Source organism: Lysinibacillus sp. LZ02 (genome assembly GCF_050613145.1).
Taxonomy (GTDB): domain Bacteria; phylum Bacillota; class Bacilli; order Bacillales_A; family Planococcaceae; genus Lysinibacillus_B.
Window position 1 is genome coordinate 2273899 of record NZ_CP192507.1, and the last position, 26633, is coordinate 2300531.

Consider the following 26633-nt stretch of genomic DNA (forward strand, 5'->3'; position numbering starts at 1 on the left):
GCCAGTAGTACCTTATATAATATACGAATGAACAGAACTTCTTCTATAAAATATCTACATATAATTACCTAAAAAATCCATTTCGAGAAAATTTCTCGAAATGGATTTCAATCTTATTTTGCTTCTTTGTCAATAATGCGACCTTCGATTTCAGCCGGAATTGTTTTTAAACCTTTTAAATGTTCCGCGAAGTTTTCCCAATCTGATAAACCTAAATCTGTCACACGGCCTTCAGCGTATGCTTTCGCAAACATATCAAAACCGTCTCCACCTTTAGCAGTAAACGCATTTGTTGCAACTGTGTACGTTTTATCTGCTTCAATTGTGGCATACGTACCATCTTCATTTAACAATTCAATTGATACAACTCGCTCACCTGTTGGTTTAGATGAATCGTATGTTACACGAGCGCCTGATATGTGCAGGAATCCACCGTTCTCTTTTGGTGCATTTTTCAGAGATACTTCAAACGCCGCTTGTAGCTCGGCACCTGTAGCTTCCATTAATGCTAACGTATTACCGAATGGCAGTACTGTAATTACTTGACCAACCGTTACATTACCTGCCGGGATAGCTGCACGAATACCGCCACCATTTTGAAGAGCCATTACGACTTTTTTATCTGTGAATTTTTGTGCTTTGGCGCGCATACCATCTGTAATTAAGTTCCCAAGAATCGTTTCGTTTGCACGTACTGATTCACCTGGCGTATCACTTTCAGAAGACTGACGTGGATTTGTTAGTTCCGCTTCTAATGTTACACCAATTTCATTATTTGCTACTTTATCCACTTGCTCTTTGAATGGCGCTAATATTTTTAATGCTTCTTCATCTTCCACTACATCAGCAAGCTTGATTAATTCACCCGCGTATTCTGTCACAACACCTTCTTCATTAAATGTTACATCTAATGTACCGAGGTAGTCAGCATATTGGTACGCTTGTACAATTAATGTTGCATCTTTCGCTACGCCAACTGTATTTGTATCAACGATGATCGGCTCGTCTAATTGTGTATGTGAGTGTCCACCAACAATTACATCGATACCTTCTACATTTTTGGCAAGCTCGATATCATTATCTACTAACGGGCTATCATCATAACCGATATGTGTTAAAGCGATAATTTTATTAACACCTTGCTCTTCAAATGCTGCTACTGCTTCTTCAGCTGCTTCCAGGTAATTTGTTAAATCTACATCACCAGTAGATGAAATATCTTCTGTATCTTCCGTTGTTAAACCAAAGATCCCGACTTTTTCACCGTTTACTTCTTTAATAATTCCTTTGTAAAGGTTCCCATCGACATAGTCAGCAGTATATTCATATTTTGCGATATCAGCAAACTTCGCATCTTTTGAAAAATCTGCGTTTGCACTTAATACCGGGAAATTTGCACCTTTAATGAAGTCTACTAACGCTTGGTGACCTTCCTCTGAGCTTCCTAAGTCAAATTCATGGTTTCCAAGTGTCATTGCGTCAAAATTCATTAATTTCATTAACGCTAAGTCTGCTTCACCGTGGAATTCGTTGAAATATAACGTACCGCTAAGCACATCACCAGCATGCAATAATAGCGCATCTTCATTTTGGGCACGGTACTCTTTTGCTGCTGTTACAAGCTTCGGTAATTTGTCAACATTTGCATGTGTATCATTAACATGTAAAATTGATAAATCAAATGTGTTTTCTTCTGTTGGTTGTTCAGTTGGCTCTTCTGGTTCTTCAACATCCGCTTCTTCTAACCATGCTAAGCCTCGTACGATAAAGGAAGCTAATTGGCCACGTGTTACATCTGCATCTGGGCTATACGTTGTTTCAGTAGTACCAGTTGTTAAGCCATTTTCATATAGTGCTATAATTGCCTCATAGTATTCGCTAGAAGATGTAACATCCGTAAATGGATTAGCACCTTCACCTGTAATTTCTAAAATGTTTGTGACCATTTTAGCAAATTGACCGCGTGTAATTTCTTCTGTTGGTTTAAATGAACCGTCAGCATATCCTTTAATGAAACCATAGCTAGCTAAAATTTCAATTGCTTCGGCATATTCGTTTGATGCTGGAACATCTGTAAATGATGCTGTTCCTGGACCTTTTGTTAAGCCAAATGCATTCACTAACATTTTCGCAGCTTGACCGCGTGTTACAGCCTGGCTAGGTTTAAATGTACCATCTGCATAGCCGTTAATAACACCTGCTTCATGTAATGTTAAAATGTTCTCATAGTGTGAGTTTTTCGCATCTACATCTGTAAACCCTGCAGCAGATACACCTGAAACCGCTACTAAACTAGCTGTTGCTGCACCTACTGTAGCAAATAATTTGCGTTTATTCATTGTCAGACCTCCAACTATTTAATAATTACCACTTAATTGTACAAAATTTTACATATATAATCTATATTTCCCTTTGTTAATTTTCTGATCACTATGTTTAAGTTATCATGTAGTTTGTTAATAAATTGTTAATGGATATATTTTCCTTCAAAAACTTATACGTTGCGCAAAACGATACTAAAGACTATCTTTACTTATGCAATCTAATTGCTACAAAATTTTCTTGCATAAAAAGACGCCACGAAAAAAAATTTAGAAAACCTTTCTACCCTACATATATGGTAGCTACTATTAAGATGATGATAGACAAAACATAGACGTGTTAAACGGACAAAAATAGCAAACAATCAGATGTGTTGATTATACAAATATCGGTAGGTAATTAGCGTGATTTTTTAATGAAATGGTTAATAAAAGGCGCTTGCTTGTTGATTGGAGCGGAGGCAACTCGACTCCTGCAGGAGAAAGATCAAAGGCTAAAGTCGCCACGTCCTGTGGCAACGCCTTTGTGAGCAACATCATGTTGCCCCGAGCTGAAAATCCATTTATTTCGGCAATAGCCGAAATAAATTAGTTGAAGCCGTGCCTGTGGAAAGCGAGTCAACCGTAGCGGAAATCAACGTATTCTAATGCTCTATTTAATAGTAAAAGGTAAATCACCACGCGTGGCAAATAAAAAGAAGGCAAAGTCCTACACGGGACCTTGCCTTCTTTTGGTATGCGCAAATTAAGCTTCTTGAGCTTTGTTACGTAATACCATTTGTAGGATACCACCGTGACGGTAGTAGTCTACTTCTACTTCTGAGTCGAAACGAGCTAATGCTTTGAACTCAGTTACTTTACCTTCTGGAGAAGTTGCAGTAACAGTTAGGATATCACGTGGTTTCACATCGTCAGTTAAGTTAACAGCGATTGTTTCGTCACCTTTTAATCCTAAAGTATCAGCTGATTCGCCAGCCATGAATTGTAATGGTAATACACCCATCATCACTAAGTTAGAACGGTGGATACGCTCATAAGATTGTGCGATTACAGTTTTAACACCTAGTAAGAATGTACCTTTAGCAGCCCAGTCACGAGATGAACCCATACCGTAGTCGTTACCAGCTAATACTACTAAGCCAGTGCCTGCTTCTTGGTACTTCATGCATGCATCGTAAATGTACTCAACTTCACCTGTTGGCCAGTAAGTAGTGAAACCACCTTCTGTACCTGGTGCAACTTGGTTACGGATACGGATGTTCGCGAATGTACCACGCATCATTACTTCGTGGTTACCACGACGAGAACCGTAAGAGTTGAAGTCACGGATTGCTACGCCGTTTTCGATTAAATATTTACCTGCTGGTGTATCTTTACCGATTGAACCAGCTGGAGAAATGTGGTCAGTCGTGATTGAGTCACCGAACTTAGCCATTACACGTAATCCTTCTAAAGTTTGAATCGCACCTGGCTCTTTAGAAAGACCAGTGAAGAATGGTGGGTTTTGGATGTAAGTTGATTTGTCATCGAATGTGTATAGAGATTCAGTTGAAGTCTCGATAGCATTCCATTTTTCGTTAGCAGTGAATACTGTTTCATATTCTTTTTGGAATAATTCACGAGTAACTACTTGGTTTAATACTGCGTTTACTTCTTCAGTTGAAGGCCAGATGTCAGCGAAGAATACATCGTTACCATCTTTGTCTTTACCTAAAGAATCTTTTTGTAGATCGATATCTACAGTACCAGCTAAAGCGTAAGCTACAACTAGTGGTGGTGATGCTAAGAAGTTAGCTTTTACTAATGGGTGTACACGACCTTCGAAGTTACGGTTACCAGAAAGTACTGAAGTTACGAATAAGTCGTTAGATTTGATCGCTTCTTCGATTTCTGGAAGTAATGGACCTGAGTTACCGATACATGTTGTACAACCGTAACCAACTGTGTTGAAGCCGATTGCATCAAAGTATTGTTGTAAGCCAGAATCTTCTAAGTAACCAGTTACTACTTTAGAACCTGGTGCTAAAGATGTTTTAACCCATTTAGCTGGCTTGATGCCGCGCTCTACTGCTTTTTTAGCTACTAAACCAGCTGCTAAAAGCACGTATGGGTTTGATGTATTTGTACAAGATGTGATTGCTGCGATTGCAACCGCACCTGCTGGAATTTCAACAGCACCTTCAGCAAAGTTAGCTGTAGACGTTTTGTCGAATTCTGCTTCAGTTAAACCGAAACCTTGAGTGCCTTGTGGAGCTACTACAGAATCACGGTAAACATTACGCATTTGAGTTAAAGGAATTAAATCTTGTGGACGTTTTGGACCAGAAAGGTTTGCTTCGATGTCCGCTAAGTTAATTTCTAAAACATCAGTGTAAACTGGCTCTAAAGTTGGGTCAAAGAACATGTCGTTCGCTTTTAAGTAGTTTTCTACAACAGCGATATGCTCTTCGTCACGACCAGTTAAACGCATGTAGTTTAATGATTCGTTATCGATTGCGAAGAAACCACAAGTAGCACCATATTCTGGAGCCATGTTAGAGATTGTTGCACGGTCAGCTAATGGTAATTTTGTTACACCAGGACCGAAGAACTCAACAAATTTACCAACTACGCCACGTTGACGTAAAACTTGAGTTACTTTTAAAGCTAAGTCAGTAGCTGTAGTACCGTTTGGTAATTCGCCTACTAATTTAACACCGATAACTTCTGGAATCGGGAAGTAAGAAGGTTGACCAAGCATACCTGCTTCAGCCTCGATACCACCTACACCCCATCCAAGAACGCCGATACCGTTGATCATTGTTGTATGTGAGTCAGTACCTACTACTGAGTCTGGGAATGCTTCGAAAGTGCCATCTGCATTTTCTTTAACGTGTACGATTGGAGCTAAATACTCTAAGTTAACTTGGTGTACGATACCAGTTGCTGGTGGTACAGCGCGGAAGTTATCATAAGCAGTTTGAGCCCATTTTAAGAAGTTATAACGCTCAGCGTTACGCTCGAACTCAAGGTCCATGTTAGCGTTTAATGCTGCTGCATTACCGTATTTGTCTACTTGTACTGAGTGGTCAATTACAAGGTCAACAGGAATTGCAGGGTTAATTTTGTCTGGGTTACCACCCATTTCTTTCATTGCTGAACGTAAAGAAGCTAAGTCTACTACTACTGGTACACCAGTGAAGTCTTGTAAAACTACGCGAGATGGTTTGAATGGTACTTCCGCTTCTGCGTCTGCGCCAGCGCCCCATTTTGCTAATTCGTTTACGTGCTCTTCTTTGATTACATATGCATCATATTGACGTAAAACTGATTCTAATAATACTTTGATTGAGTAAGGAAGGCGTGATACGTTTGCAATACCAGCTTCTTCGATTGCAGCTAAACGGTAGTAGTTGTACTGTTTACCGTTAACTTCAAAAGACGAACGGCTATTGTGTAAATTCTCTTGTGCCATTTGTAAATCCCCCTATTTTTCATAATTGAAAAGGCTATTATGTAAGCTTCTTTTCTCCAAAAACTATCATATCTTATTTTTTAACATAAGTAAATTACATTAATATTATCTTTTGCAATAAGTTTAATTTATGACCTAGCGCAAATACGACATTTTTCTACAATAACGAGCAGATTTGGCATAGTAAAATTTTCTTTTTCTAAAACACCGTTTCTTATCGTTTTATTTTTATCGCGTACTATTAAGACTTGCTGACAACAAACACTTGTTTAGGTTGCTCGTAAAGACCCTAAAATATACAATGACTTCGCTTTCATTTAAGAAAGTTTCAGCCAACGTTGGATAAAAATTGATGTCACCCCGCGTAATTTATCGTAGTGATTTGAAAACTTCAGCGTGAAATAAAGGTTCTTCATAAAATGCAAAATATTCGTTCGTGCTTTAAACCACTCCGGTGTATAGCCGCGCTCATACGCACTCATTTCTAATCTGTCAAATACTTGTTCCACCCATTCCACTAAAACATCTTCTTCAAATCCTTTTAACATAATGGCTTCTACTATTTTTGTAAATCGTTCTTCCTCATCATCTACAAATACATACCCTTTCCAAAACGCCGCCTTAATCCCTTGTAACAATTGCGGTGCACTATGCATACTAAAATCGGGATGTTGAATAAGTGCAACAGCTAAATCACTCACATGCGCTATACTATGTGCCCAGCCATGTGCCTCACTAACAAAGCTACGTAAGTCAAGCTCTCGTTGTAATAGCTTGACTGCACTCATCGTAATGGCTTGAATTGTGTCGTGAGATAAAATGTGTAATTGGCGATCCGCATGTAAAAGAGCTGTTAACCAAAGTGCTGCAAATGAACGCGTATAAACAGCATCTGTATTGACTTCCCCTAAACCGTATAACAGTCCATCTTCCTGCACTAATGTTAATGCAATGTTTTGCAATTGTTCATGTGGAATTTGATTAGCGGATAATAGTTCAATAAACAAGCGATAATTTAACTGATCCCGAAGCTCACCATTTGGGTCACCAATATGCGCTAACATGTCTTGTAATAGGGTTGGGTGCTCGTTTATATATGCTTGACGCTCCTCTAAAGATTGGGCAAGCACCATTTGTAATGTTTCTCTCAAAAAATATTCCTCCTCATCAAATCATTATTGTCATTTTAAGAGACAACAACCGATTTGACTAGGAGGAACTATCCGCCGATTGAAAATGCTTCTTCTGCATCTAGTAATGTATTCACTTCAATAACTTTATCGGAAAAGCTTTTCACAAGTTCTACATCTACCGTATTGATTAAATTCGTTAGTATAACAGCTATACATTCAAACTTACGCTTTTGCTTGATTAAATTAAATTCCTCTAAAAAACGGCTTGGTAAAAAGCTTGATCCATCTGTTACAAATAAAATATCCGCGTGATTAAATTCACTTGTTGTTAAAATATCGAGCGAGGCACGTAAAGGCTTCTCATAATTTGTACCGCCGCCTAAAAAACGCCGATTAAATGCTAACACCTCATCAACGGTTGATTGTCCTTTTGGAAACACCATAATTTCCCCAAGATCACTGGCAAATGGTACGATGGCTAAATCACGCTTTTGGTTCCGTGCTATCGCTAGTAACGCTAAACAAAAAGCCTTACTCTCTGCTTTGATTGATGTCATGGAGCTACTTTCATCGATACAAATAATAATTGGTCCGCGTCCTTTACGCTCTTTTCCGTGTGTATCGAAGACAAGCGTCTGTTGTTCTGCATAACGGCGTAAAAAATCAAGCTTGGCATGAGGCATGATAAAATGTGCTAGCTCCAGCGGCAAAAGCCTTCCCACTTCTTGACCTAACGTAATGTTTTGACGCTCCATCGTCATTTTATGTTTTATTTTTTGTTTTTTCCTAGCAATACGTTTAAAGCGCCCTACTAATTCCGCAATTTTTTGTAATACGTCCTGTTGCCTAATTTCCTCTGCTAGTTGGAACTGCTCCGTTATCGGCACCGTGTTTAACTTTTTGCCACCTAGAGCGCCTACTTCTGCCACTGTTTGCTTAGTTTCCCTTACTGCTTTTCGCGAATGGGAGAGCATCAAACTCAACTGTCCCTTTAATAGGTCCTTCATCGTATTTTGCAATTCTTTTAATGCTTGCTGTTTTTCTTGTTGTGAAGTAACTAGCTGTTTTTCGTTCCATTCTATTTGTAGCTGGATACGCCTTTTTTCTTGCATGGAGGCATCCAAATCCTCTTGCAATACTTGAAGTTCTTTTATTCGGTCATGTACACGCTGTCCCATTCTTTCAGCGCGCTCTCGCTTCCATTGTGCATCACGTACTGCCCGGTTGTCCTTTAACCATGCTTTTAGCTGTTCCCCTAGCGATACCGTCATTAATACCGCTAATAAATCATCCGCTACCGTTAACTGTTGCCATTTTCTAAATTCCTCCGTCTGCATGAGATGCTCTACTAAATCGTACTGAATCGGAAGATGTTTCTGCATATTAGACTGCAACTGCGGCTGAAATGTATAAAAAGCATACCAAATATCCCCGAGGATATTCGTAAAACCGGCATATATTTTTTCACCTTCCTCACAAGTCTCTTGTAGCATTTTAGCTAATCCCATTAGTTCATTAAACCGTTCAAATTGGCGCTCGGAAGGAGATAAAACCGTTTGACTATATACATATTTCATACTTTCACCTACAGAAAAAGGCGTCTACACTAGCCGCCTTAAATTTATGAAAAATTAAAAACCAATCACATCCGTCGTGATTTGTAATAATCGTTTATGCATATCCTGTTTTAACTGAATGAGCTCTTCCCGATTAGGCGCTTGGCGATGCATCGCTTGCACTTCTAAAAATAGAGATTTCCCCTGGATCAATAATTCGCTTACTGTTGCATGTGAATTAGGTGTACGACGAATCATGGCATTTCGCGCATTAACAATAACGTCCTCAAACTCCGGTACAATTCGTTCAATAAATGCCTCTACTGTATCATGGCAAATATCGTGCAAAATTTCTTCTGTTTTTTCCTTCTGATCAATCGTTTCCCATAATGCATGTTTCAATAATGCTATATCCGTACGTGTCACTTCAAAACGGCCTTCTAAATATGCTTTCGCTTGCAACAATGATAGCGACTGTTTGAAACGACGGTCCGATGGGCGAATGCCCTCATCTCGTAGTTTACTACGTACTTTAGCAAGTGTTTGATAAATGGCATCCGAAATGAAAACAGATTTCACACGATTCTGATGAAAATTAAGCTCATCTAATGTTAATGTCGGCATGGTCATTTCTCGTTCATCTTTTAGCATTGAAATAAATGAATCTTCCTCTCGAATATACTCTACCTCATACCGAAGTAAAAATCGGTCAAATAATGCTTCTAACCCTTCCTCTTCTTCAATATATTCATTAGAAGAACCAACTAACGTCATAAGCGGTGAAGTAACGGGCACGCCGTTATTATAATAAATGCGTTCATTTATAAGCGTTAACAAAGAGTTTAATATAGCAGAGTTTGCTTTAAAGATTTCATCTATAAATGCAAAGTGAGCTTCTGGGAGCATCCCTTCTATATTGCGCTTATAAATGCCTTGCTCTAAATCTTTTAGTGATAGCACACCAAATAACTCCTCTGGTGTACTAAAAGGTGTTAATAAATGTTGAAAGTACTGGCTACCTTCTACTATTTTACCGAGCATGGAAGATAACGCGCTTTTTCCTGTACCAGCTGGGCCGATGAACACGATATGTTGGCGTGAGAGAAGGGCTGTCATCAGCGCTTCAATTTCAGCCTCACGGTCATAAAACTTACTATTTAAACACTGTTGTATTTGCTGCAACTTCATATATGACATATTTCGCTCCCCCTTCTTCTAACCTAATTTTATGTTTTGTTTTTGGAGAATATCATCGGCGTCCATTATTTCTTATTATCATCTTTCACTTTTGGTAATTTTTTAAACATTGTTCTGTCGATAATCGTTCGTAATCAATAAATTTTGCTAAAACACCTTAAGAATTTGAAATCTAAATCCATTGAATTAAACTTTCACAATAGCATTGGCCGTAGCCGCAGAATGGCTTATGGGGCGTTGCAAGTACTCATACAAAATTTACTATCTTTTATAAATAATTAATTCATCTTATTTAAATATGCATAATCAACCAGCACGTTTTTTTATATAGCTGTATCTTGTAACTATTTTTTATTATGTAATGTCACTGTGATTATTAGTTAGGAGGGTTTTTATGGCAATCATTAAAGTGTCGACCTCAATTTTTTCTGCCATTAGAACTATTGAACGCGCATTAGCGAAAGCAAATTTAGGTGATGAGATTCAATTAGCCTCTGGCTTATATAAAGAGTCGATTCAGTTTGAAAAAATAGTGTCCGTTGTAGGGAGAAATGGCGAGGAGACCATTATCGAAGGATTACTCATTATTCCGAAAAATGTAATAGTGACTTTTGAGCAAATTACGTTTATTCCGACCGCTCAAATATATATTGAAGGAAAAGCGATTTTTAAAGACTGTCATTTCCAAGGAAAAAAGACAAGTGCCATTCTTTCGTTAAATAAAGGAAAAGCTGAACTAGAAGACTGTACATTAATGAATGCGACAGATGTGGGGATCGCGATTTTTAATGAAAGCTCCGCAACGATTAAAAACTGTCTGCTTGAAAGTAACGGAAAGTCACAAATATTACTTGAATCTTCCCATCTATCGATTGACAACTGTGAACTTACACAATCTACACACGGTATTTGGCTAAAGAAGAATGCAACCGTTCATAGTCATAATAATTATATTCACCATCATAGTGGTACCCAAATGATCGTTCAAGAGAACTCTACTTGGATTGATGCTACTAGTACAATCGAACATGGGGAAGGAAACGGTATTTACGCTTCTAAACACGCGAATGTAGAGCTAAGCAGCACGACTATTCAGCATCACAAGCTTCCACAAATTTGGATGCAAGAAAGCAATCTCTCCCTATCAAACAGTACAGTCAAACATGGGAACGAGTCTGGTATTATGTTGCGAGAATATGCAACAGCAGAAATCGAACAATGTACGATCGCCAATCATCGTATAGCGAATATCCAAACGACTTTAGAATCTAGATTAAATATTAATAGCTCACAGTTATATAGTTGTGACGGCGTCGGTGTTCAAGTCCGTGAGAAATCCATTGCAAATTTTAACGATACAACCTTTTCCGCACACGTCTTGTCTCAGTTATTTATCACAGAACAATCGATTACGTCATTAAAAAATTGTACCTTCAAGGAAGGGAAACAAGTTGGCATTTTAATCGAAAAGCAAGGAAATTGTACCATTGTTGAAAGTACGTTAAAGCATCACGAAAACACGGCCATTACCGTAATAGATGGTGAATTAATGGTCATTGGTTGCGAAATTACAGACAACGAAGGGAATGGTATTTTAGCTGTCACCAAAGCTACCGTCAATATTGAAAACAGTTGCTTTTATGGCAATGAAATGCCCCATATTGCTGGAAAAAGTGAAGTGAACATTCAACTACATCAAAGTGAATTATATGATGGAAAAAGCTTATACGTACTGGATCAATCTCAACTTACCGTTATAGACTGTAACATTTATGATGGTGACGGCGTTCAAGTAGAAATTAGCGATCAAACGAAGGCAAAATTCGACAATTGTATCATTTCTAGCGGGAAGACAAATGGATTAAAAGCCTATCGTGATTCTTCCTTGCTTATTCTCAATTGTCAAATCTTAAAACATGCTATGCCACAAATTGTGTTAAATGATAGCTCCCTTATTATGAAAGATACTGAATTACTAGAGGGTGAACGAAATGGCCTTATTATTGAAAATAATAGCGAGGCATTTATACAAGACACCTTTATCTCAAAACATGCTTTCCCGCAAATATGGATTGACTTAGAATCTAATGTGGAACTGAAATCAGCACAAATAACAGAAGGAGAAGAATCAGATATTTATGTACAAAATAAGTCGACTCTTCATGCTTCAAACTGCATTATTCGCAACGACAAATTTCAATTCAACGTGCAAGCTGTGAATCATTCTAACATTACACTAGAAGAAACGATTGTTGATAATTATGTAGGCGAAAAGTTTTATAGTGAAAATAACAGCACGATTACAAATCTATTAGATGAAGTGAGTGATTAAAAAGACGCATCTGTACCAAAATAAGCTCCGCTAGCTTTTATACTAGTGGAGCTTTTCGATTTATTTTAATCATCTGCATGAATCAGCATGCTAAAGTGGAATTTCACACCGAGTTTTTCTAATTCCGTTGTTGCCTCTGCAACAAGCGCCTCTGCTTGTTTCCGTTTCGCAGCATCCAATTCTTCAAACATTTTATCTTTATGGTTTGGCAATTCCACGCCTAATTCTTTGCATTTTTCAGCGGCTTGCTCTTTTGTTAATCGACCATCTTTCATTTGTTGTTTAATTTCTTTTACTTTTGCCTTTGTCTCTTCATCTAACCCCTCAAACTTATCGTGCGTTTCCTCAGGGTCTGGGAATGTTACACCAAGCGTTACTAATTCCTTTTTTAAGTTGATTAGGATGTCATCAACTTTTTCTCTTGTTTCTGCATCAAGCTTGTGCATTTCGTGACCATGCACGAAATAGTCGTTTGCCTGTATGGCCGGCATCACTGCGCTCACTGTAACGCCCATTGCTAATGCTCCCGCTGCAATATATGTTGTTAGTCGTTTTTTCATCTTCTCCGCCTCCTTTGAATAGTTCACTTTTATTCACGGTAGCATCGATAGTTTTTCCTGTTTGGACTAAAACATACGCAGATGATATTTGAAGAAGTTCTGAATGATTAACAAAAAATACAATAAATTTAAATATTAAAAGCTATCCTAAATAGAATACTGCTTTTGAAGCATAGCTGAAGTTCGTGCAACGGTAAAGGTTATTAGCATAATTAATAAACCTAATAACGCAATTCCAAGATGCATTGCATGTTGACTTATTAAAAAAGCAAAACCGATACTATACAAAATAATGATTGTAATTGCACAAGCTTTTATCATGCTTAATGATTTTACCGCTACAGCTGCTTTTTTAGTTTCTATCGTTTTTATAAATGTTAATGCTTCATAAAGCGCAAAGTAAAATGGAATGGTCGTTGCATACATACCGAATAAAACGGGATACTTTAAATGGGCATACTCTGGATACACGTTAGCTGAAATGAAAGCCATTTTCGGCAACCAACCTATACAAAGTAGGAAAATGACAATACCAAACATATAAACTCCAGCTTTTAAAATGTTTGTACTAATTCCCCACATTTTCATTACTCCTTTCCTTTTGAAAGTTTTTCCTTTTCACAGTGGACGTTCAGTTATTATGTAAGTTCCCATTATTAACTGTTTTTAAGTCTTACATCCTAGTAGTGCTCTGTAGGATGGATGGTAAGCATACCAAGTATTCCTAATAATCAAAATGATTATTACTAACGTGAAAAGGCAACGCTACATTTAGATCCCCCTAATTAAAAGTAGCTAATTCATCCATGGGAATTAGCTGCTTTTGTTTTACGCCTTATTTATTATGACAATGATCGTTCAGTAAAACTAATTAAAAAGATATAGTAAAAAACTATTTACACTAACGACAATCACAAACACAACCGCCATCGCTGGTTTTAATGTGGTCCATAATATAACAGCCGCTATTCCAAATATTGCAAACTCTAACATTAGTCGATTTATTCCTTTAAGCTCTAAAGGAGAATTAGGGGCACCAAATGTAGCCCAGATACTTATTGTGACAACCAGGAGTCCTGCACAAAATAAGATTTTTGTTAAATAACTATTTCCCTGCTGTAAACCCCAATAGCCAATAATAGCTAAAGTAGCTATCTCTAGAAGAAAACGTAGCAGTAAGTTTAATATCATTTATTTAATCCCCCATCCAAATCATGAACTTTATTAATCATTCGGACTTAATCTTATTTTACAAATAGACTTTAATCCATTCGCTTTGTTAGTTTTTTGTACATTTCCTCTACTGTTTCTTCTATTTGATTATTGTTCGCTTCGTACTTGCCTTTTCCTATAACATTTGCCGCCATTTTTAATACTTGTAACGCCGCGGTGTAAAATTCAATTTGCTTTTCAACAAAAGTCATTTTACTTTCAAATAATGACACGGTAGAATTGTTACACGCCTCACTTAACGGCTGCTTGTCTAGAGCCAGTAATGATCGAATTTCTTGGAGTGAAAATCCTAGTTGCTTTAATACTAAAATAAATTTGATTGTTTTTTCGCATTGTACATCATAAAATCGATAGCCATTTTCTAATCGTTGCGGATGTAATAAACCTTCTTTTTCATAAAATCGAATCGTATCATGTGATAAATCATACTTTAAAGCAAATTGTTTTATATACATATAGATTCCTCCTAAGTTCAGACTATCATTGGAGTGAACTCTAATGTCAAGGTTATGTATTAATTATTCTAGTAACATAACTGTCTTCTATAGGGGGAAGGTGGATTTTCTCTCATAAAATAGTAACCATAGCACCAAATGTTATTAAAATAAATGGGTGCAAAGTAAAAAATTTTAAACTCATATTTCATTCTTTTATCATTGCAAACTATCTAAAATAACAAATAAAAACTCACCACAATGTTACTTGTATCTAATTGCCATCAACAAGTTTGTAGGTGAGTTTTTTACTTATCTTAATGCTGAATTCCATACTTAGCTTCTAAAAGAATTTGATTATTGTTTAAATTTATACTTTCAATTACAAGTGCTATTAATCCATTATCAGATTTTGTTTCATGCCATTCCCCTGCTTCCCATAAAACCGCTTCTCCCTTAGAAAGTTGTACAAAATCATCTATATCATTGCGGACATATCCTTCACCCGCTAAAACGACTAACAACTGGGGAACTATTGCTTTATGAAAACCAATACCGCCATTTTCTCTTAATGTAAATAATGATATTTTTGCTTCTGCTTCAAGTTGCGCAAATGGGGTAATAAAAAAATTAGAGTCGAAGTGTGTTACGTGCATACCTAAATCCATATCAAATTTAAAAAACTTCATTATTCATCTCTCCTTCTATAAATATATCTATCGTTCTTTACCAAAATTCATGGATGAACTTTAGTAAAAGTATGTATAAGGGCATATAATGATCCCTATCTATGAGCAAACCCACAGGCCTTTGCCACTATCATTGCCATACAATGTGATGATTTTCCCTTTGTTCCTTTACCGTTAAAATCAACTACATGTTACATTGAAACGTTTTATTCTGTTTTTTACATTGGAAATACCAATTATTAACCGAAATATGTATTTGATCTTATATACCTTAATGCATTACCTTACCTACTCACTGGTACATATTATTCAAGCATAAAACAGAAACAAGACTATTGTTCTTAATAGCGGTTTATATATTTTTTACATTAAAATAATAGCATCGGATAATCTTATGCATTTTAGTTAGGTATTTCTAGTATTTAATAAAATTATCATAATACAAACATTAGTACAATAGTATTACTCTTCAACACCTTCTGTAAAGATATCGAACTACTGATATAAATACGCTTCTTCATTAGAGTATGGGGATGAACTTGTGCAAGAGCTATGTATTAGGGTAATCCAACTCCATTCTGCATAAAGACACGGACAGGATGGAATTATGTTTATTATTCGAGGACAATCGTACAAGGAAACGGTGACCTACCATGAATATCGATATGTTGAAGTAACTGTTACTTTCCACGGGGATATACAGAGCTATAAATATAAATTTAACTATTATATCGACAAAATTGAATTGAATAATAGAGTCTTTGTAAAAAAAACAACAAGCACATTTAATTATATTAAATGAATATGAATGTATGATGAAAATTTCACCACTTTTCTAATATATTCATATACTTACACTTTAGATATGAATATATTGTGTAATCCTTGCGCAATCAAACTAAACGTCGATTTATTATATTAAGATATAGATAAAGAAAGGAGTGGAAAAATTATGAAACCACTAGCAGTCATTTCTTCTATTATAGGTATTTGTATCGCTATCTTAATTGGTATTGGCATTAACAAAAGTTTGATCAGTGTTAATGAGCCCGCGCTTGAAGACACAACACAGGTTAAAACGGAAACAACAAGCCCTCCTCAAGTTGCTTCAGCTAATAGTCAGGTGTTCCCTCAAATTAGTATGGAAGATGTACCTGATAGCAAAATGAAAGAAGACATTATTTATGGCTACAATTTAGTGAATGAAACGCATGTCTATGCAGAGGAGAACGTCGGCAATCAACTTTCTTGTACAAGCTGTCACGCTGGTGCTGGTTTAAGAGATTCAAATGCTTCCCTTGTCGGTGTCATGGCAGACTACCCAAAATATATTGCTCGTTCGGGAGATATCGTAACAATTGAAGAACGTATTAACGGTTGTATGGTCCGTAGTATGAATGGTACAAAATTTGAAGTCAATAGCGATGAGCTTGAAGCAATGGTCGCATACTTCAAATATATTTCTGAAGGCGTAACAATTGGCGAAGAACGCCCATGGGCAAAATCAGCAGATATGAAAGCTGTCCCTATTCCAGATGTAGATAATGGAGAAAAATTATTTACTGCCAAATCATGTATTGCCTGTCACGCCGTTGACGGTTCTGGTACAGGTGCAAACACTGGTCCAGCATTATGGGGGGAAAACTCCTTTAACGACGGTGCAGGTATGGCGCGCGTGTCAAAAATGGCTGGCTATATTCAAGCATACATGCCTGTTGGTCAAGAAATGACATTAACAGATCAAGAAGCATCCGATTTAGCTGCTTATATTTTATCACAAGACCGTCCTGAATGGAAAAATCACGATAAAGACTGGCCAAATGGTGGTAAACCTTCCGATATTATGACGAAAGAACGCCGCGAACAGGCACAAAACGGGACAATTAATTGGAATGAAGTACTAGCTGATTTCCAATAATCACCTTGAGCTAACACAAATTTTTATGTGTTAGCTCTTTTCTTATGCTTAATTCTATAACTATATGGCGTTACAAAGGCGTTACAAATTTATACCCCAGTCCCCGTATAGTAACAATTCGCTTCGGGTTATGCCGGTCTTCTTCTATCTTCTCTCGTAATTTTTTGATATGGGCATCAATTGTTCTATCTAAAATTTCCCGCTCAATGTTTGGATATAAATGCCTCACTAAATCCTCACGAGACACTATCACATTCGGATGGTCCATAAAGTAATAAAGCAATAAAAATTCATGCTTTGTTAATTTGACTGGTTTCCCGTATAAAAACACTTCTCCTTTTCTTGGTTTAATACACAATCCATCCCGAATTAGTTTTTGACAAAAAAGACCCGTCCGTCGAATGACCGCTTCCATATGAGCAAGCAATTCATTGATATCAATCGGTTTTGTTAAATAAGCATCTGCCCCTATTTTCAAACCATTGATTTTATCTTCTACGAGCAACTTGCTGCTAATCATAATAATCGAAACATCTTGCGTATTTTGTTGACGCACCCACTGACAAAACGCTTCTCCGCTCATACCCGGTAATATTAAATCTAATAAAATCATACATGGATAATTTGCTTTAAATTTTTCAATCGCTTCTTCTGCTGAATAAGCTAATGTCACTTCATAACCAGCTTGTTCCACCGCATCTTTCAGTATCGTAGCGAATAACCTATCATCTTCTACAATTAGTACCTTTTGATTCATATTACCCCTACCCATTTCATTTTTTATACTAAATTTAAACGCACTTGTTGATTATTTATTTAAAAAAGTTGTTTTAATATGTATTGAATTACATTTATGCTAGCCGTTATTAGTTTTTATCAGTCGTAGCTTTATTTATTAATCAACACCATTGAAATTTTAACATATATGTCATCATATCAAATATGGAATATGGCCAACTCACTAGCGATTCGCTTTTATATACTGATTTCCATACATTTTAGCTTACATAAGAAATCTTTATTTCACGGCTGTTGATGAATCAATTATTTTTATATGTATGAAAGTAATAAGTTGATTTTTACCCCAGGTTGCTAGATTTCCACGAGTATAGCTGTAATAGCCTTTGCTCCATGCAAAGTCGAATCTTTACGACTTTTTACATATTGAAAATGAAATCGTTCATTTCCGGGGAAATATTTCGAAAATTTAGTTATTTGATAAGGAAATTAAATTTCCCCACTATAACAAGTATCCCTCTTTTTGATTTTATATTGGGAACATGCATCGCCGTATTTTTCTTTTCTAACTACTAACTCGATACTTCTATTTTTATATTCATCATAATTTATAATCGAGATTCTGTTTTCACCTATCCAATTCAATCGAACATTTCCTTGTGCATCAATAAAATATATCGTCTTCTTGATGAAATAGAACATTCACAAACATATTGACACTACCAGCACCCCCATAATTTTAACAATACATTTGTGCTGAATAGTTTGCGTTTGCCGGTGTTATGATACTTCCTCATCATAGACGAAACCATACGTGAAATGTCCAATGAAAAGCCGCTCCTTTCTTAACCGATTATTTCCTACACCCAGACAACCACATACTTTATAATGAACATCTTTTTACCTTTTGCCATATGTATAGAGCGAAAGGAATGATGACAGTGGTTTCGATTGAGCATCTCGAAATTCAAGGGCAGCCGTTTATGGCTGTTACAGTCCGTTTACCAAAAACAACGTTGCTAACTGTTTCGAATGATAACGGTTATATTATGTGTGGCGCTTTAGATGTGGGGCTTTTAAATAGCCGCTTAGCAGATCGGAAAATCCTTGCAGGTCGTGCTGTCGGTGTAAAAACAATTGAGGAATTGTTAGAGGCTCCACTTGAGTCCGTTACGATTGCAGCAGAAACAATCGGCATTTATCCGGGGATGATCGGAAAAGATGCACTACTCAAAATGCTCTAAAATAAGTACTAAATGTTCTATTTCATTATTGGTTTTCATCAAATGAAGAGGCGTATTTGACATTGAATCGAATACGCTTCTTGTTTTTGTGTGAAGAATAAGCTGTCTACACGCCTTCCTTCTGAAATACATAAAACGTACAAATTGAAATTTCACTTTGAAAAACGAACGATTTAGACCTCTCATCCTTTACGTTTTTTCATTCTAAAAAATGTAATAATCACAAACAACAGGATACTATAAATACTTACACCAACAATTAAAAGTAACGCATGATCCATTAAATATATTGGTGGATAACCACTATGTTCATTCATTTGCCATTCTTCTGCTGTATAAGTGCCCCAAATTATACTTACCATCAACATATACAGCCCAAGTGCTAAAAAAGATTTCGTGGGAAATAAACGTGATTTCTTTTTATTCTTCACATCAAATAAGGTTAAAAAATAGATCAGCAATCCACTATATATGAGTAATTTCACTATAATTTCTGACATATTCACTATCGTTCTCTCCTTATTCTCCTTTAAAATACTTGTAAAATTAAGAAAAGATTCCTTGTTTTATATCTTACTTACTAATAACGAGCAAATTTCAAAACATATATTACCATTTGAGTAACCGTTGCTTTCCGCTCCGGCACTTGCTTTCCACGGGCGAGCATCAAGCAACTATTGTTCAATAAAAAATGAGTTGCTCAAAACAAATAAATATCCTCAGAGATTACAGGGGCTAGGTGACGATATGTGCAAATAGAAAGAAATTGATTTCTTTTAAAGAAGAGAAATGTTTTTCTAGCATATTGAGAAGTATTTACTTTTGCCGTAGCGCGCCATAGCCACAGGAGCCATAACAGGAGATCCAAACAGGCCACGCCTGTTTTAGCTCCTGTGTAGGCTGTGGCAAAGCGCGGAGGCTGCATTTTTGCTCATTACGAGTTACTTATTAAAAAACCCTCCCTTATAGCCAATTAGAAAAGGGAGGCTCTTTTCACTAAGGTATCGTCTATTACTAGACAACTAAGAATAATAGTAGCAACGCTAAAAAGCCGAAGAAGATAGTGGGTAGTAGTTCTCTAAATGTCTGTGTCACACGTAAATGTGTCCGTACACGACCAATCGCAAGCACTACTAAAATGAGTGCGCCGTACATCACCAGTGTTTCATAATAAAATCCTAGTAGTAAACAAATCGCCGCAACCATTTCTATAAAGCCTACCGTAATACGGTGCTCATGTTTTGACAAAGCTCTTTGATACATCTCTACGCCTGCTATTTTTCTAATACCGGTCATACTAAAAACAATTACAAGTAGCAATTGAAGGACTACTCTTGCGACCTCCATGCTTTCCTCTCCTTTTGATTAATAACTTTCTAATTCCAAGTAAGTTGATTGTTTTCTATCATTCCATAAAATGATGTTACAAAACTACTACTAGGCTCTTCTATCCTCGCTTAATCAATCAAAAAATCAGAACCTGCCAATATATTATCAGTAGGTATTTTGCATAAAATGGACTGCTCTACTGGTCCTTTATTTTTCAAATAAGATTGTACGATGTAGTAGCCAATACAGTAGCCAATACATTTGGGTAGTTGTTTCTTTCGATCACCATATAAGTAGGAGTGATGGTTTCCCACTCCTCTTACATTTAATGCTGGTACAAATGATTGTTTCCAAATCATTAGAGCTTCTTCATAGGAATAGCGCTTTGCCCATGGGGATAACGATTTTTCACCGTATAGCTCTTCTACTGCCCATTCTGCCATGCCCTCTAGCACAACGGAATCCTTTAGTAACATTTCTTGCGGCGTTTTGTTTAAATAAAACAATCGGCAAATATGGTGGTACTCATGGACAAATAAAGTGGTCAATTCGGTTTCAGCTAAATCTGTTGTAACAAATAAAAATAAGGCTTTATTAAAAGCAACACCATTTTTATTTGCTGTTATGCCATCGAATGTTGGTCTATTGTTTGTTAATGGATATATATAAATCCTTACCTTTGGCCCATCCCAAAGAGGCTTTAACCTTCTATACTCTTTTTTTACAATTCCCCATACATCTCTTTCTTCTAGCTGCTTTACTGTATCATCTAAAGCCATCCATTCCTGCGGTTTAAATAGACCACTATTTAACAGCTCGTAGTAGAGAGCTTCTTGCGGTACTTGTGGGAATAGCTTTAAAAGGGGGCTCACAATCATTTCACGCTGCACTTCAGCTAGTTGATTTTTAGATTGTTGCTTACATAATTCACTTATTTTATATAGTAACTTCTGTGTAGGAATAACCGGCATCTTCTCACCCTTTTTTCCTTATTATATGTGCTGGACGAATAGCACGTGTCTATTAATTCCCATCACATATATTAGAAGATAGCTATAGGAAAAGGAGGTTAGAAAATGGGGCAATCTAATATGTACGATTTATGCTGTAAATACCAAGGGAAAAGAGTACGAATTACAGACAATCAAGGGCAAGTTCATGTTGGTACGATTACGCGTGTAAACCGAAGAATGGTTTGGATTCAACCCGATAGCGGCTTTGGTGGATTTGGCTTCGGCTTCTGGGGTCCTTACTACGGCGGTGGTAGTGGATTTGGTTACGGCATTGCACTCGGTGCTATTGCGGGCATTATCTTAACATCAGCATTCCTTTGGTAAAATTGATGACTTTTTTTCATTAAAGCATTACATCACTCTCAGGCATTTGAAGTATTGACGACATCCCCCTACCTTAATTGAACTGTCTAAATGTCTGAGAGACCCTCTCCAAAATAAAAAATAGCTTGTGACGCACTCATCAACAAGCTACTTTTGTTCGGATTTAGTAACATTATGCACAATATTTTATCGTTTTAATACTTTTCTTTTCCTCATTATGAAAAATACGATGCCTCTTACTTGCTTCAACTAGTGATACACGATGTACTATGCTATTTATCCGTCGCCCCCTATCATCAACTAATAAATGGATATTCATTAAATTCTTCGCTCATTATAAAGCCTTCTTTTCATCTAATTTGTATATTTTCACCTCTCCTTCAATACATTGAAAAGAATACTTATTGAGAAGGAGATGTGCTTATGCCTAAAATTGCTTCGGTTAGTACATATACACCACCTTATACATTGCAGCAATCAAACATTGAGGAATTAACGAAAGAACTATTCCAGGATAAGATTCCTAAACTTGAACGTTTACTAACAGTATTTGCTAACGCTGACATAGACACACGAAATTTATGTGTACCTGCTGAATGGTATCATCATGAACATTCATTTGAAGAACGTAATAGTCTTTATATCGATTTAGCTGTGAACTATAGTGTAGAGGTCATCGGGCGCTGTGTAACCAATAGCGCTTTCCTCGATCAACCGATTTCAACTGAAGACATTGACGCACTTATTTTCGTGAGTAGTACAGGCATCTCTACACCTAGTATCGATGCCCGTGTCATGAATATCCTCCCCTTTTCTGATCGGGTCGTACGGATGCCGATTTGGGGGCTTGGCTGTGCAGGAGGGGCTGCTGGCATTAGCCGCGCTTATGACTACTGTAAGGCCCATCCAACAGCAAAGGTGCTCGTTGTCTGCATCGAGCTATGTAGCCTAACATTCCAGAAAAACGATTACTCTAAAAATAACCTCATCGGCACAGCGCTATTTGCAGATGGTGCTGCTTGTGCACTTGTTTGCGGTGACGACGTAGCGCTCCCGCAAAATAGGCGCATGCCGCATATTCTTGGCTCAGCTTCCAAATGGATGCCTCAGTCTGAAGATGTGATGGGATGGAATGTAAAAAATAGCGGCTTTTACGTTATATTTTCTAAAAGTATTCCTTCTATTATTTCTACATGGCTTGGTCCGTTCATTCATGAGTTTTTGGAGGAACATGGACTTAGACCAGAACAAATAGAGCAATTTGTCGCTCACCCTGGAGGAAAAAAAGTATTACAAGCTTATGAGGATGCACTACAACTCACGGAGCACCATACCGCTATCTCTCGCAATGTTTTGAAACAGCATGGTAATATGTCCTCCCCGACCGTCCTTTATGTGTTAGAGCAATATTTACTAAAAAAACATGTGTCCGATACGTACGGCTTATTAGTGGCACTTGGTCCTGGCTTTAGTGGGGAAGCCGTATTATTGGAATGGAGGGAGTAAAGTGATCTTTTTTGTGCTATTCTCCATTGTCATCATTCAACGATTACTGGAGCTAGTCATTGCAAAACGCAATGAAAAGCGCATGCTTGCAAAAGGCGCTTATGAAGCAGGGGCCTCCCACTATCCATTTATGATTTTATTACACGTCAGCTTTTTTGTTAGTCTACTAGTAGAAGTATTATATTTTAACTTAACACCATCTCCTATGTTTTGGTGGTTACTTGTACTTTTCCTCTGTACACAAGCATTACGTATTTGGTGTTTGACTTCTTTAGGGGAGTTTTGGAATACGCGAATCATGATTTTACCTGGCGCCAATGTTGTGGCAAAAGGACCTTATGTCTATATGAGACATCCTAATTATTTAGTCGTTTCTCTTGAAATCGCGCTTCTACCGTTTATGTTCGAGGCGTATGTTACCGCGATTTGCTTTACCATTTTAAACGGAATCATGCTATCCGTTCGCATTCCTACCGAGGAAAAAGCATTAAAAGCCGCAACAAACTACGAACAATATGTACATCGTAAACAATCTAACATATAATGAGAAACAGTGTTTTTATTTATTAAATGAATGTCAGAATTGGGACTGACAAATTCTGTTATTTTTAGTATAATAATATGGATTACAACTTTGGAGGTGCTTCGTTTGAATCCTTTTATTTCCGTATGGTTACACCCTAAACAAACCGCCCGTTATGTCATTGATCATAAACCGATTTGGTTTGCTATCGTGCTTGGCTTAGTAGGGTTTATCGCTACTGGGTTTTCAGTCTTTCAAGACTCCGAGGTATACCCTGACTTTTCATATGTATGGATCTTTTTAATCAGTATCTTTTTAGCTCCACTACTTGGCATTGTGATTATGTTTATTTATGCGGGTGTTATTTATTTAATGGGGAAACTACTCAAGGGGACAGGTGCTTTTTGGGATGTGTTTAAAGCTTCTTCCCTATCTTATATCCCAACAATTATTACGGGTCCATTGTATATACTATGGATGTTTGTCGCTCCTGAAAGCTTCTTCTTTCCATATGTAACCGATGCCTTTGCTATCATAATGTCTATCATTACGATTGTCACAATGATTTGGGGTATCGTCATTTCTGTAGGAGCGATTGCAGAAGCACATCAATTCTCGATTATGCGTGCCATTGTCACAATAATCGTCCCTACGATTTTACTAATTATTTTCTTAACAATCATATTTGCTATAATTGCGATTATTTTTGTTGGGCTATTCAGTAGTTTCGTTTAATTATTTTGATATGAAAGGCAAGGGGCTATGCACTTCCCCTTGCCTTTATTTATTGTCTTCATTACCTCATGTTAGGAACTATTAACAATGCATTTCGTATTAAAGAAAAGGAGGTGTTGGAGCGTGAATAGAATGATAATGATGATTGTGAGTTGTATAATTATTTTACCAATCATTATAGGTGCTACAGTTGTTTATAGTAAAAAAGTGAATGAGAAAGAACAACTTGTTTTAAGTGAAGTCATCGCTTTTATCCATAAGGAAGAAAGTAGTGTAGATATCGAACAATTCATAATTATAAAACCAACCATTTTTTCTGGATATGATGAATGGTATGTTGAAAAAATCGATACAAATGAAGTATACCACTATCAAAATGGACAAGTGATTAAAACCGAATTGAGTAACGAATAAGTTAAATTTACCTAATATCTTATTTTTAAATGATGATAAAATATTCAAATTTACTAAAAGGTACGCTTACGCTGAACAATAAACAGAAAAACCCCTATAAATAAACTGCCATAGATGAAAATCCAACCAAATTGCCAATAAAATAAGCCCGGTATCAATTGTATATGATCGCCTGAGGTCATCATTTCTAAAGGAAGATGAACAGGCGGCACAAACCAAATAAGCCCTTTTTGTAAGAGTGTTGTATTCTTCAATGTAGCCATTACTAAAGACACAATCAGTATACTGAGCACGCCCCACCACGTATTAATACTACTTTTAACGATTTCTCTCGTGAAAAGAGCAGACAATGTAACAGCTAAAAATGAGAGACTAAAATGTGATAACAATCCCATGATTATATGTACTGGACGAGCTTCCACCCCAAATGAGCCAAAAACAATCGGATAGGCTACCGCCACTAAACTTAAACAAAAACCAATACACGTAGCAATTATAAAAAGTGACAAATAATATTTCCTTAAGCTTTGAGCATGCAATAAAGTGATCTGCTTTTGTCCCCTCTCCTCCACATGAAATACGGTCACTGTAAACCATCCCATCATAAAAAAGAGCAAAAGAGAAGTAAACGAGTAACTATCTAATATCGGATTCGGTATATAAGTATAATTCACGATTAACCATATAATAAAAATAGATAATGGGGGAATATATTTATGGGATCTTATGTAACTACTAAATTGATAGCTTAGTAATCCTTTCATTAGCATTTCACCTCCCCACCTCTAAAAGTTTTGATAGAACGACTCTTTCTTTTTATTTATAGGAAGCAATTGCTTGATCGATGCTTCATTTAAAATAAGCGCCCGTATCATTTTGTCTGTGTTCTCCTCTTTTACAATTCCCTCTATTCTATTCACCATCGCGTTCAAACTACTTTTTTTCGTAATTTCTATAAAGGGGAGTAATTCTTTAAATGATTGTTGTGCAGGAATTTCAAAAATCAATTGATTCATTTGCTCGGTTGCTTCGTCTAACACATTGGGTTGAACTAGTTGGCAATCTTTAATGAGCAGCACCCTATCTACTACATTTTCCAGTAATTTCGTTTCATGGCAAGTCAATATAATACTCAATCCTCTTTCTTTTAAAGTTAACAGAAGCTGCTCTAAATCTGTTTGGGCTTTCGGATCAAGTCCAGAAAGAGGCTCGTCTAATATTAGAAGGTCGGTCTCTTCTAGCATCGCCTGCATAATCATTATTTTCTGCTTCATCCCCTTGGAGAAATGGCTCATTCTTGTTTGAGTATCACTTTGTAAATGAAATGTATGGATTAACACATCTATTCGATTTCGCAGTTGCTGCTTATCCATGCCTCTAATCGTCCCCATGTGAAGCAGGTATTCTTCAGGCGTAAATCGTACATCTACAGGCGTTACTTCAGGTACATAACCTATTTTTAACGGCTGCATACACTGATTAAGCTCTCCTCGGTCTGGCTTTGCTAAACCGCCAATTATTTTTAATAACGTACTTTTCCCGGAACCGTTCTTTCCAACAAGTGCTACAATTTCACCTTGAAAGATGGATAACGAAATATTTTCTAACACTTTTTTATTTTTGTATTGCTTATGCACATCCTTCAATTGCATAATCATCGTCATCTATATAACAGCCCCCTTTACTAAAAACTAAACTGTTGATCTTTGCTCTTACAAATAAGTGATCCGCAAGTGTATTCGTTACTGCATCATCTGAGTATATAGGTAAAAATGATAAATAACCGGTACAAGTAATGCGACTGCCAGGCAAAATACTGCTGCAAGTGTAGATTGTTTAATGAGCCGCGCATCTCCCTCTTTCAAATGTCGAAAGAACATAAGTGTGCAATAAAAACATAAAATTATGAATATACGCGGTAAAATATCGACCCATATAGCCGAACCATATATATTTTCCATCTATTTAACTCCCCCCATT

General features: G+C 36.8%; 24 protein-coding genes. 8 read left to right on the forward strand and 16 right to left on the reverse strand.

Features of this window, described 5'->3' with window-relative positions; genetic code table 11:
• Positions 1-113 precede the first annotated feature (113 nt).
• The 5 genes from ACQQ2I_RS11095 to ACQQ2I_RS11115 all read right to left on the reverse strand — a co-directional run bounded on the left by ACQQ2I_RS11095 (position 114) and on the right by ACQQ2I_RS11115 (position 9661).
• On the reverse strand, positions 114-2339 hold the full coding sequence (locus ACQQ2I_RS11095) for a 5'-nucleotidase C-terminal domain-containing protein (RefSeq protein ID WP_431026856.1): 2226 nt from the start codon (positions 2337-2339) through the stop codon (positions 114-116).
• Between the two features lie 727 nt (positions 2340-3066).
• Entirely contained in the window at positions 3067-5775 is a 2709-nt protein-coding gene (gene acnA / locus ACQQ2I_RS11100; RefSeq protein WP_431026857.1) for an aconitate hydratase AcnA, read from the reverse strand.
• Between the two features lie 317 nt (positions 5776-6092).
• Positions 6093-6926, reverse strand: a complete 834-nt coding sequence (locus ACQQ2I_RS11105) for a DUF2785 domain-containing protein (protein ID WP_431026858.1) — start codon at positions 6924-6926, stop codon at positions 6093-6095.
• Between the two features lie 68 nt (positions 6927-6994).
• Positions 6995-8485, reverse strand: a complete 1491-nt coding sequence (locus ACQQ2I_RS11110; RefSeq protein WP_431026859.1) for a VWA domain-containing protein — start codon at positions 8483-8485, stop codon at positions 6995-6997.
• A gap of 54 nt (positions 8486-8539) precedes the next feature.
• Positions 8540-9661, reverse strand: coding sequence for an AAA family ATPase (locus ACQQ2I_RS11115; protein WP_431026861.1), 1122 nt, complete (start codon positions 9659-9661; stop codon positions 8540-8542).
• A 394-nt stretch (positions 9662-10055) separates the two neighbouring features.
• On the opposite strand from ACQQ2I_RS11115, the gene ACQQ2I_RS11120 reads away from it, so the two are divergent.
• A complete protein-coding gene (locus ACQQ2I_RS11120) occupies positions 10056-11993 on the forward strand; it encodes a right-handed parallel beta-helix repeat-containing protein (RefSeq protein ID WP_431026862.1) in 1938 nt (645 codons plus the stop codon).
• Positions 11994-12058: 65 nt separating this feature from the next.
• Here the strand turns inward: ACQQ2I_RS11120 and ACQQ2I_RS11125 are convergent, their stop codons facing one another.
• The 5 genes from ACQQ2I_RS11125 to ACQQ2I_RS11145 all read right to left on the reverse strand — a co-directional run bounded on the left by ACQQ2I_RS11125 (position 12059) and on the right by ACQQ2I_RS11145 (position 14909).
• Positions 12059-12553, reverse strand: coding sequence for a hypothetical protein (locus ACQQ2I_RS11125; RefSeq protein ID WP_431026863.1), 495 nt, complete (start codon positions 12551-12553; stop codon positions 12059-12061).
• 147 nt (positions 12554-12700) lie between these two features.
• Positions 12701-13135, reverse strand: coding sequence for a DUF2975 domain-containing protein (locus tag ACQQ2I_RS11130; protein WP_431026864.1), 435 nt, complete (start codon positions 13133-13135; stop codon positions 12701-12703).
• Between the two features lie 285 nt (positions 13136-13420).
• The gene (locus ACQQ2I_RS11135; RefSeq protein WP_431026865.1) at positions 13421-13744 is read right to left on the reverse strand and encodes a YrdB family protein; all 324 of its coding nucleotides are present in this window, start codon (positions 13742-13744) and stop codon (positions 13421-13423) included.
• 71 nt (positions 13745-13815) lie between these two features.
• The gene (locus ACQQ2I_RS11140) at positions 13816-14241 is read right to left on the reverse strand and encodes a MerR family transcriptional regulator (RefSeq protein WP_431026866.1); all 426 of its coding nucleotides are present in this window, start codon (positions 14239-14241) and stop codon (positions 13816-13818) included.
• A 296-nt stretch (positions 14242-14537) separates the two neighbouring features.
• A complete protein-coding gene (locus ACQQ2I_RS11145) occupies positions 14538-14909 on the reverse strand; it encodes a cupin domain-containing protein (RefSeq protein WP_431026867.1) in 372 nt (123 codons plus the stop codon).
• A 952-nt stretch (positions 14910-15861) separates the two neighbouring features.
• On the opposite strand from ACQQ2I_RS11145, the gene ACQQ2I_RS11150 reads away from it, so the two are divergent.
• A complete protein-coding gene (locus ACQQ2I_RS11150; protein ID WP_431026868.1) occupies positions 15862-16827 on the forward strand; it encodes a c-type cytochrome in 966 nt (321 codons plus the stop codon).
• 70 nt (positions 16828-16897) lie between these two features.
• Here ACQQ2I_RS11150 and ACQQ2I_RS11155 read toward each other — a convergent pair whose 3' ends face one another.
• Complete coding sequence (locus tag ACQQ2I_RS11155; protein WP_431026869.1) at positions 16898-17584, reverse strand: response regulator transcription factor; 687 nt, start codon at positions 17582-17584, stop codon at positions 16898-16900.
• 913 nt (positions 17585-18497) lie between these two features.
• Here ACQQ2I_RS11155 and ACQQ2I_RS11160 point away from each other — a divergent pair.
• On the forward strand, positions 18498-18809 hold the full coding sequence (locus tag ACQQ2I_RS11160) for a YunC family protein (RefSeq protein WP_431026870.1): 312 nt from the start codon (positions 18498-18500) through the stop codon (positions 18807-18809).
• A 182-nt stretch (positions 18810-18991) separates the two neighbouring features.
• On the opposite strand, the gene ACQQ2I_RS11165 is transcribed toward ACQQ2I_RS11160, so the two are convergent.
• From ACQQ2I_RS11165 to ACQQ2I_RS11175, 3 genes are all read right to left on the reverse strand, one after another.
• The gene (locus ACQQ2I_RS11165; RefSeq protein WP_431026871.1) at positions 18992-19309 is read right to left on the reverse strand and encodes a hypothetical protein; all 318 of its coding nucleotides are present in this window, start codon (positions 19307-19309) and stop codon (positions 18992-18994) included.
• Between the two features lie 514 nt (positions 19310-19823).
• Complete coding sequence (locus ACQQ2I_RS11170; protein ID WP_431026872.1) at positions 19824-20156, reverse strand: DoxX family protein; 333 nt, start codon at positions 20154-20156, stop codon at positions 19824-19826.
• 110 nt (positions 20157-20266) lie between these two features.
• Positions 20267-21109 (reverse strand): DUF2268 domain-containing protein, encoded by an 843-nt coding sequence (locus ACQQ2I_RS11175; RefSeq protein ID WP_431026874.1) that lies wholly within the window; start codon positions 21107-21109, stop codon positions 20267-20269.
• A gap of 105 nt (positions 21110-21214) precedes the next feature.
• Here ACQQ2I_RS11175 and ACQQ2I_RS11180 point away from each other — a divergent pair, with 105 nt between their 5' ends.
• The 5 genes from ACQQ2I_RS11180 to ACQQ2I_RS11200 all read left to right on the forward strand — a co-directional run bounded on the left by ACQQ2I_RS11180 (position 21215) and on the right by ACQQ2I_RS11200 (position 24653).
• Entirely contained in the window at positions 21215-21475 is a 261-nt protein-coding gene (locus ACQQ2I_RS11180; RefSeq protein WP_431026875.1) for a hypothetical protein, read from the forward strand.
• Between the two features lie 423 nt (positions 21476-21898).
• Positions 21899-22981: a type III polyketide synthase gene (locus ACQQ2I_RS11185; RefSeq protein ID WP_431026876.1), complete on the forward strand. Its 1083-nt coding sequence runs from the start codon at positions 21899-21901 to the stop codon at positions 22979-22981.
• Position 22982: 1 nt separating this feature from the next.
• Complete coding sequence (locus ACQQ2I_RS11190; protein WP_431026877.1) at positions 22983-23525, forward strand: isoprenylcysteine carboxyl methyltransferase family protein; 543 nt, start codon at positions 22983-22985, stop codon at positions 23523-23525.
• A 105-nt stretch (positions 23526-23630) separates the two neighbouring features.
• Entirely contained in the window at positions 23631-24239 is a 609-nt protein-coding gene (locus tag ACQQ2I_RS11195) for a Yip1 family protein (RefSeq protein WP_431026878.1), read from the forward strand.
• Positions 24240-24362: 123 nt separating this feature from the next.
• The gene (locus tag ACQQ2I_RS11200) at positions 24363-24653 is read left to right on the forward strand and encodes a hypothetical protein (protein WP_431026879.1); all 291 of its coding nucleotides are present in this window, start codon (positions 24363-24365) and stop codon (positions 24651-24653) included.
• Between the two features lie 53 nt (positions 24654-24706).
• On the opposite strand, the gene ACQQ2I_RS11205 is transcribed toward ACQQ2I_RS11200, so the two are convergent.
• Positions 24707-25417 (reverse strand): ABC transporter permease, encoded by a 711-nt coding sequence (locus ACQQ2I_RS11205; RefSeq protein ID WP_431026880.1) that lies wholly within the window; start codon positions 25415-25417, stop codon positions 24707-24709.
• A gap of 21 nt (positions 25418-25438) precedes the next feature.
• A complete protein-coding gene (locus tag ACQQ2I_RS11210; RefSeq protein WP_431026881.1) occupies positions 25439-26317 on the reverse strand; it encodes an ABC transporter ATP-binding protein in 879 nt (292 codons plus the stop codon).
• Positions 26318-26633: the final 316 nt, after the last annotated feature.